General features: G+C 40.4%; 3 protein-coding genes and 5 pseudogenes. All 8 read right to left on the bottom strand.

Features of this window, described 5'->3' with window-relative positions; translation table 11 throughout:
* Positions 1 to 141: 141 nt before the first annotated feature.
* Positions 142 to 1,010 (bottom strand): annotated as a pseudogene (ispE, locus tag MAQA_RS12745) (4-(cytidine 5'-diphospho)-2-C-methyl-D-erythritol kinase).
* A gap of 143 nt (positions 1,011 to 1,153) precedes the next feature.
* Positions 1,154 to 1,412: pseudogene (gene veg / locus MAQA_RS12740) on the bottom strand (biofilm formation stimulator Veg).
* A 104-nt stretch (positions 1,413 to 1,516) separates the two neighbouring features.
* Positions 1,517 to 2,407 carry a 16S rRNA (adenine(1518)-N(6)/adenine(1519)-N(6))-dimethyltransferase RsmA gene (gene rsmA / locus MAQA_RS12735; RefSeq protein ID WP_036074410.1) on the bottom strand — a complete coding sequence of 297 codons (891 nt, stop codon included), beginning with the start codon at positions 2,405 to 2,407 and terminating at the stop codon, positions 1,517 to 1,519.
* Positions 2,400 to 2,975 (bottom strand): ribonuclease M5, encoded by a 576-nt coding sequence (gene rnmV, locus MAQA_RS12730; RefSeq protein WP_036074409.1) that lies wholly within the window; start codon positions 2,973 to 2,975, stop codon positions 2,400 to 2,402. Before rnmV ends, rsmA begins: the two co-directional genes overlap by 8 nt.
* Positions 2,976 to 3,077: 102 nt before the next feature.
* Positions 3,078 to 4,323, bottom strand: a pseudogene (locus MAQA_RS12725) (ubiquitin-like domain-containing protein).
* A 299-nt stretch (positions 4,324 to 4,622) separates the two neighbouring features.
* Positions 4,623 to 5,388: pseudogene (locus MAQA_RS12720) on the bottom strand (TatD family hydrolase).
* A gap of 119 nt (positions 5,389 to 5,507) precedes the next feature.
* Positions 5,508 to 7,500 (bottom strand): annotated as a pseudogene (gene metG / locus MAQA_RS12715) (methionine--tRNA ligase).
* 121 nt (positions 7,501 to 7,621) lie between these two features.
* Complete coding sequence (locus MAQA_RS12710) at positions 7,622 to 8,143, bottom strand: SMI1/KNR4 family protein (protein ID WP_036074406.1); 522 nt, start codon at positions 8,141 to 8,143, stop codon at positions 7,622 to 7,624.
* Positions 8,144 to 8,260 lie beyond the last annotated feature (117 nt).

The following is an 8,260-nucleotide window of genomic DNA, read 5'->3' as shown; positions in this document are numbered from 1 at the left end:
AAAAAAATTATATGTTTTGTCCGTATTTTCTTCATTATAAAACGACTTTCGTGAATTGACAACTACCAAGAAGGATTTTCATACTTTTTCATTTTCCATATAAAAAAGCGCCATACAAATTGTATCGCGCCACTCACTCCTTTAACTCGCTCCTTCATCGTTCCAAGGTCGAACCATATAAACTTCCGAGCAAAAGCCTCGCAAGCCATTATAGACACGTTTCGCACGCGAATATTGCTTCACGATAGCAAATACTGTTGGTCCACTCCCGCTCATCATGGCAGCATCTGCACCAAACTCGAGCATTTTTTTGTTTCAGTTGCTTCACTTGCGAATTTTTTTTCGAGCGTAACACTTTCAAGCACATTCCCCATTGAATCGCAAATCATATCTAAATTCTCAGCTTCAATGCCTGCAAGCATTTGCTCAGTATCTGGATGCTTCACTTCGCCTAGCTTTAGTTCTTTATAAACAGACGGCGTTGAGATGCTAATACTTGGCTTTGCTAGGATAATCCAGCAGCTTGGCATCATCGGTAGCTTCCGAATGACTTCACCACGACCAGTCGCAAACGCGGTGCCTCCAAAAAGGCAAAAAGCAATATCTGATCCGATTCTTGCGCTAAGTTCTGCTAGTTCATCAAGCGAAAGACCCAGTTCCCATAATTCATTTAAGCCCTTTAGCGCCGCGGCGGCATCTGTACTTCCTCCTGCTAGCCCAGCTGAAACAGGAATTTGTTTATCAAGTGTAATTCGCGCACCCTTTTTTACATTGTATTTTTCTTTTAAAAGAAGGGCTGCTTGGTAAACAAGGTTGCGATGGTCATTTGGAATAAAATGAGCCCGCACGTCAAGAATGATTTCATCGCTCGGGATTAGCTCGAGCTCCAAGCGGTCGGCAAGGTCGATTGTCGTCATTACCATTTCTACTTCGTGATAGCCGTCTTCGCGCTTGTAAAGTGCGTCTAAAGATAAATTAATTTTTGCCGGCGCCTTTAAATTTATTTTCATTCTATTTGCCTCCGTCAGTCCTCTAAAATCTCTTTGTATATTCTATCATAAGCCGAAAGAAATATGTAGCTCCATTTCAGGTTCTTTTTATTTTCTCTAACAAAAAAAGCTGCCCCATTTACTAGGGACAGCTCACTTATTTCTTATAAAGCTAATTCTTTTTTATCGTCAGTAAATACCAGTTCCACAGCATCAGTCAGAATATCCGTATAACTATAGGATACTCTTTCAAAATTGTTTTCATCTTGATCGAGTTCAACGATGAATACGGATGGATAAGTTTCCGCTAAAACGCCACAGCGTTCAATCGTTTTTTTTGCGTCCACCGTGTGCTTTCAAAGTTAGTGCTTTTCCTAGTCTAGCATCTAGACCTTGCTTAATACTTGCAATGGTTTTTGGCATTATCTCCACCTCACTATTTGCTATTATAGCATAAACAGCAGTGAAAATCAATAAGATAATATTTTATCAGGGATAACGAGACATGTCAACAAAGAAATCCCATTTTAAGCTATTTTTTTTAGAATTTCTGCTAATTCAGTAGCAACTGCCGCAAATTCTGGAATCGAAAGGGTTTCACCGCGCCGTTTAAAATCGATTTCAATTCGAGCAAATCGCTCCTCCGTTTCTTGCCGCTTCGCTTTTAATTCAGGATATTTTTGCGCCAAATTATTCCATAACGTCTTCCGCCGGTTCACAAAGGCTGCCCGCACTACTTCAAAAAAGAAGGTTTCATCTTGCACATGAGCAAGCGGTTTTTCTCGGCGAACGAGATGAATGATGCCTGAATCCACATTTGGCTTTGGCATAAATACATTTTTCGGGACAATGAAAGCAAGACTCGCTTCCATGTAATACTGAATCGCAATCGTTAAACTTCCATAACTTTTCGTTCCCGGAACTGCACTAATGCGTTCTGCTACTTCTTTTTGTAGCATAAACGTCATCGAGTTAACAGGAACTCTTGAGTGAAGCAAATTCAAAATAATCGGGGTCGTAACATAATAAGGCAAATTAGCTACGATTTTAAGCGGAGCTTTCGGATCAGTGAATTGTCTCGCGATCACGTCTTCCACATCTGCTTTTAAAATATCTGCATGTTCAATATGCACATTCGAATAAGGCGACAACGTATCTGCAAGAATCGGCATCAAGCGCTGATCAATTTCAAACGCAACCACTTCCCTCGCTTCTCTCGCCAAATGTTCAGTGAGGGCCCCGATCCCCGGACCGATTTCAATCACATTTGTTTCTTTCGTAAGTCCCGCTGTTTCCGTAATTCGCCGCAAAATATTCGAATCGATCAAAAAATTTTGCCCCAAGCTCTTCTTAAACAAAAAACCATACTTCTTCAGTATCTCCGCCGTACGTCCAGGCGTCGCAATATCTTTACTCATTTCTCTCCTCCTGAAAAACTACGCCAAGCGCCTCTTCAAATTCCTGAGCTGTAATTTCGAACAAATTTAACCTGGCCTCTAGTTGCTTTCCATTTGCGTATCCAATTCTGAGCTCTTCGCCAAGCAACTCACGTCGCCTTTTAGCCCCGTCTCCAAATAACAATCCAGCTTCAATTAGCCTTTCACGCGTTATAAGCGGGGTCTCAGTCGTTTTGGTGCGGCTTGTATGGAAACGTTCCAAAGCAGCACGAATCACCTCAGGAGAAGCATGCTCAACGCCTAGCCCCCTACCAAACTTCGGTAAAGCATCTTTTTTCTTGATAAACACATGTTTACATCCAGAGACTTGCGCTTCAATGGTCTTTCGGATTTTCTCTCCCGGAAAGTCAGGGTCCGTCAAAATGATGACACCACGTTTTTCATTCGCGTGACGAATCTGCTCAATTGTTTCTTCATTGATCGCCGAACCGTTCGTTTCAATCGTATCTGCTTCTACAGCCCGATTGATCGCTGTTGTATCATCGCGCCCCTCAACGACAATCACTTCTTTTATGACCGGTTTTTCCATCTCAAAACGTCCTTTTCTAAAATCAGTAAGCTTATCATATCATAAGCCAAAAGAAAAAGCGAAGCCCGATTAGTCAGCCTCGCTCTTTATCCATATTTTTGATTAGAGAACTGTAACTGTTACTGTCCGGCGTCCCCAGCTTATGCAAGCCGCGTTACTTGAGAAGTAAACATCTACAATATTCCCTTTAATCGCACCGCCAGTATCCCCAGCGATGGCTTCACCGTATCCAGAAACGTGAACGCGCGAGCCAAGTGGAATAACACTTGGATCTACGGCAACTACTTTCATTCCTGGATTCGCAGACAAGTTAATGCCTGTTGCTGTTACGCCGCCACCCGTGTAAGCTGTAGACTGCATCGTAAACGTTCTACCGCCGCTTGGTGCACTACTACTGCTACTTGATGCTGAGCTGGATTGCTCAGGTGCTGTTGCAACAGTTTTCTCACTCGAATTTTCATGGCTGACTGTCGCTACTTGAACTTGCTTCGTACCGCGTGCCACAACTTTATTTTTACTATCAGTTAAAAGATCTTCTCCCACACGTTTGCGAGATTTCTCTTTACCATTCTCAAAAATAATTTCATATTTTACTTTCTTTGTACCGTGTTTTCCATCCGAAAGAAGTTTTGTTTTTCCTTTTTCCAGACTAGAATCCTCTTTGTACACTGTATCAAAAGCAACTTTTTCGTTCTTTTCTTCTGTTTTCTTGTCTACATATGTAACACGAACCAACATATTTTCTTTTAGATCAGCATCTTTTTCAGGTGATACGCGATCATCTTTCCCTAGCTTAATGTTCTTTTCATCAAGCAAATCTTGGACACTGCTTTTTGTTGACCAAACGTTTTCTTTTTTCTCCCCATTTTGAAGCGATAATGCAATCGCCCGGTTAATGTTCACGTTCATGCCATTTTTTACTTTTGTATCAAGCGCAACGCTAACAGCATCTTGCGGACGTGTCGTAATATTTTCGTCCTTCAGCACGTCACCAACCGTTTTTTTTCGTACTCCAAACTTTTTCTTTATTGCCGTTATCTACAATAGTAAGCTGGTTTGCTTTTGTATAATCAATTTTCATGCCATCTTTGACTTTCGCATTTTTCGCAGGAGATACTTCATCGTGCGCAGAAAGTTTGATTCCTGATTCTTGAAGAGCTTCTCCAACTGTTTTAGCATGTGTTTTTGCTTCAATTTTTTCACCAGCATTATTGATGATAATATCGTTTTTAGTTCCTTCGAAAACGAAATAAAAAACCAATGATACTACAATAACAAATCCTGCGATCATAAGTGGTAATTTCCATTTTGATGATCGGACAGAGTTACTGCTGTTTTCCATGGTCATATATTTCTCCCCTTTCTACTCGCTAGTGATTATATACGGGGGACTAAAGAACTGTCAATTTTTGTGAAGTATTTTTTCTTTTTTTTTGCAAACAACGTTGAAAAACCTTGCTACACCAACATATAAAGGTTGTTTTTTTACAATGCATACAGAATGTAACAAAAATATTTCAAAAAACTACGACTTGAGACTTAGGCATAAAAGCGTGTGGTTTAGACCAAAACCACGAACTTGTATCTCAGAAGCTTAAGAATAGGTTACAGAGTACACGTTTTGTTACAGATTCATGACAAAACAAATCACAAGCGAAATAGCGTTTTTGCGTTATCCGTTGATAGACGGGCAATTTCATCATATTCCAACTCTTTTAATTCCGCTATTTTTTCGGCAACCAACTTGACGAAAGCTGGTTCATTTCTTTTTCCACGATTTGGATGCGGCGCAAGATACGGGGCATCTGTTTCAATCAAAAACTTGTCTAGTGGAACTTTTTCAGCAGCTAATTTAGGTAATTTCGCATTTTTTAAAAGTCACCGTTCCTCCAAACGAAATGTAAAAATTCAGCGCCAGACATTCTTCCATTACTTCCACCGTTTCCCCAAAGCAGTGCATAATGCCCCCTACTTCTTCGGCATGTTCTTCCCGCAAAATACGTACCACGTCTTCTGTTGCTTCACGATTATGGATCACGATAGGTAGATTGACTTCTTTAGCTAGGCGAATTTGCTTACGAAACACTTCAAATTGGACTTCTTTAGGCGATGTATCCCAGTGATAATCCAAGCCCATTTCCCCAAGCGCGACCATCTTTGGATGCTTCGTAAGTTTGCGCAGCCATTCAAGGTCTTGATCGGTAAAATCAATCGCATCAGTTGGATGCCAGCCAAGAATCAAATAAATGAAATCATATTTGTCAGCTAGCTCTAGTGCTCGTTCAATTGTTTCTTTATTAAAACCAACAACCGCCATTTTAGAAACATCATTTTCTTTAGCGCGAAGGATGACTTCTTCTAGGTCATCGCGGAACGCTTCATCATTTAAATGGACATGGGTATCAAAAAGCATTTTCTTTCCTCCAAAATTTCATTTCCTTCTATTATACTATTTAAAATTCACTTCGAAAACTTTTCGCCTTCATAAAAAGATCCTCAATGCGCGAAATCGCGCATTGAGGATCTTTCAAGTCATTTGACTTTTGCTCCATTTGGAAGGGAACTACCTGCTTCAATAACTTGCAATCTACCGTTTGATTCACCAGAAAGAATCATTCCTTCGCTCATCAAGCCGCGCAGTTTAACAGGCTTCAAATTAGAAACAACAATGACTTTTTTGCCGAGTAAATCTTCTGGTGCATAAAATTCAGCGATTCCGGACAAGACTTGGCGTAATTTCCCTTCACCCAAGTCCAGTTGGAAACAAAGTAGCTTGTCCGCTTTTTTTTACTTTCTCGACTTGTTTTACTTCTGCTACCCGAAGATCGAGTTTGTCAAAGTCTTCGATACCAATTTGAGGTGTTTCAAATGCTTGCACCTCTGCTTGCTCTAGTTCTTCTTTTTGTATAGGTTTTTGTGCTTTCATTTGTTCTTGGATATACGCCACCTCTTCCTTCGCATCAAGGCGTGGGAAAATCGGCGTTCCTTTCGCCACAACTTTTGTTCCAGCTGGGATTCCGTCAAAGCCCACCAGGCTATCAAAATTCTGTTCGAAAGAAAGATTGAGCTGGCTGAGGATTTCTTGCGGAGCTTTTGTCAAAAACGGTTTTAAAAGCACTGCCGTAATCCGAAGCGATTCTGCAAGGTGTGCCATGACGCTCGCAAGTTCTGTTTGTTTTTCTTCTTTTGCAAGAACCCACGGCGCTGTTTCGTCAATATATTTATTCGTACGGGAAATGAAGGACCAAATTTTTGCAAGCACGACGGAGAATTGCATATTTTCCATTCCTGCCTCATATTCCTTCAAAACTTCATCTTTGAAAGTTTCAAGCGCTTCATCAAAATCGGTTACAAACCCTTTGTAAGCTGGGATTTCGCCATCAAAATACTTGTTAATCATCGCGATGGTCCGGTTAAGTAAGTTTCCAAGATCGTTAGCGAGGTCATAGTTAATCCGGTCGATAAAGTCTTCTGGTGTGAACAAACCATCAGAACCAAATGGTACTTCGCGAAGTAAGTAATAGCGGACCGCATCGAGGCCATAGCGATCAATGAGCATGTAAGGATCCACTACATTCCCTTTTGATTTCGACATTTTGCCATCTTTCATGAGAATCCAGCCATGTCCAAAAATCTTTTTTGGAAGCGGCAAATCTAGCGCCATCAAAATGATTGGCCAGTAAATTGTATGGAAGCGGACAATTTCCTTCCCAACAATTTGTACATCTGCCGGCCAGTATTTTTGGAACAACGAATCATCATCTGAATCATAACCAAGTGCTGTGATATAGTTCGAAAGCGCGTCAATCCAAACATAGACGACATGTTTCGGGTTGCCGGGAACTTTGATACCCCAATCGAATGTGGTACGCGAAACAGCAAGGTCTTCAAGCCCTGGTTCGATAAAGTTTTTTAGCATTTCATTTTTGCGTGATTCTGGCAAAATGAAATCAGGATGCGAATTGTAATATTCAACGAGGCGATCTGCGTATTTGCTCATTCGGAAGAAATAGGATTCTTCTTTTACAAGTTCCACTTCATTTCCGCTTGGCGCTTTTCCGCCCACCACTTTTCCATTTTCATCACGATACACTTCAGCAAGCTGCGTTTCAGTGAAATATTCTTCATCGGAAACGGAATACCAGCCTTCATACTCACCCAGATAGATGTCTCCTTGGTCAAGTAGCCGTTTAAAGATTTTCTCGACGCCGCGTTTATGACGCGGCTCAGTAGTGCGAATAAAATCCGTATTGCTAATCTCCAGTTTCTCCCAAAGGCCCTTAAAGTTTTCAGCGAACTCATCAACGTATTCCTGTTCAGAAATTCCGCGTTCTTCCGCTTTTGTTTGGATTTTCTGACCGTGTTCATCGGTTCCTGTGAGATAAAAAACGTCAAACCCTTTCAAACGTTTATAACGAGCCATTGCGTCTCCAGCAACGGTTGTATAGGCATGTCCGATATGTGCTTTTCCGCTTGGGTAGTAGATGGGTGTAGTAATGTAAAATGTATTTTTCTCTTTTGGCACTCCTGTTCCCTCCTTAATCGACTTAACAATTATCACCTATTATAGCATTTTTTGAAAGATTACGGGAGAGACTTCCAAAAAATTTATCTGATTCCAAAAAAGCGTTTCACCCAGTAAAAATTCACTTCCATTCAAAATATTCCTTATCCGCTTCATCAATTAAAAAGGCAAGTTCCTCTTCGTTGTCAAAGTAATTTTTGATTTCATCCCAGAGAAAGCTATAAAAGTTCTTTTTCTCCGGATAAACTCCCATCCAGTCCCAACAAATGACTTCTGGTTCATTGTCGATTAGAATACGATCGTAGTCAAAGGCGTAACCATAAGAAGATTCATCAATGAAAAACAGGTAACGCTTCTCTAATCCAGCTCCTAAAAATGGTTCGAGTTCAGCCACTTTTTCTTTATTTAAATCTACAATTGTATAACCAGAATATTCTATTTTCCCCTCAAATCCGAATCCAAATAAACTACTTTCACCAAAAGTCTCTAGAAACCAGCGATAGCTTTTCGGAATCTCTTTTCCAAGCGCCTTCGAATAAGCATTCAACTCTTCTTCGCTCAGTTTGTTCCAGCTAATCGTTGTTCCTTTATCATATTGATCTAATCTGGTTAAATATTTTTTAATATACTTCTTCTTATTCATCTAATCCCTCCTTTTCTAGTATAATAGTCTTCGTATGTATTTTTTCGTTACCTTGTATCATTTTCCGCAAAAAAGCTGACCATTATCTGGTCAGCTTTGGTTTTTTATTCAATTTCA

This window comes from Listeria aquatica FSL S10-1188 (assembly GCF_000525795.1).
Lineage (GTDB): Bacteria > Bacillota > Bacilli > Lactobacillales > Listeriaceae > Listeria > Listeria aquatica.
Note: the sequence above shows the minus strand (reverse complement) of the source record. Positions and strands in the feature narration are given on the sequence as shown.

Bases quoted from the DNA above. Each gene is read 5' to 3' on its own strand.
- MAQA_RS12710 (WP_036074406.1), bottom strand. From the start codon at position 8,143: ATGAATAAGAAGAAGTATATTAAAAAATATTTAACCAGATTAGATCAA.
- rsmA (WP_036074410.1), bottom strand. From the start codon at position 2,407: ATGAGTAAAGATATTGCGACGCCTGGACGTACGGCGGAGATACTGAAG.
- rnmV (WP_036074409.1), bottom strand. From the start codon at position 2,975: ATGGAAAAACCGGTCATAAAAGAAGTGATTGTCGTTGAGGGGCGCGAT.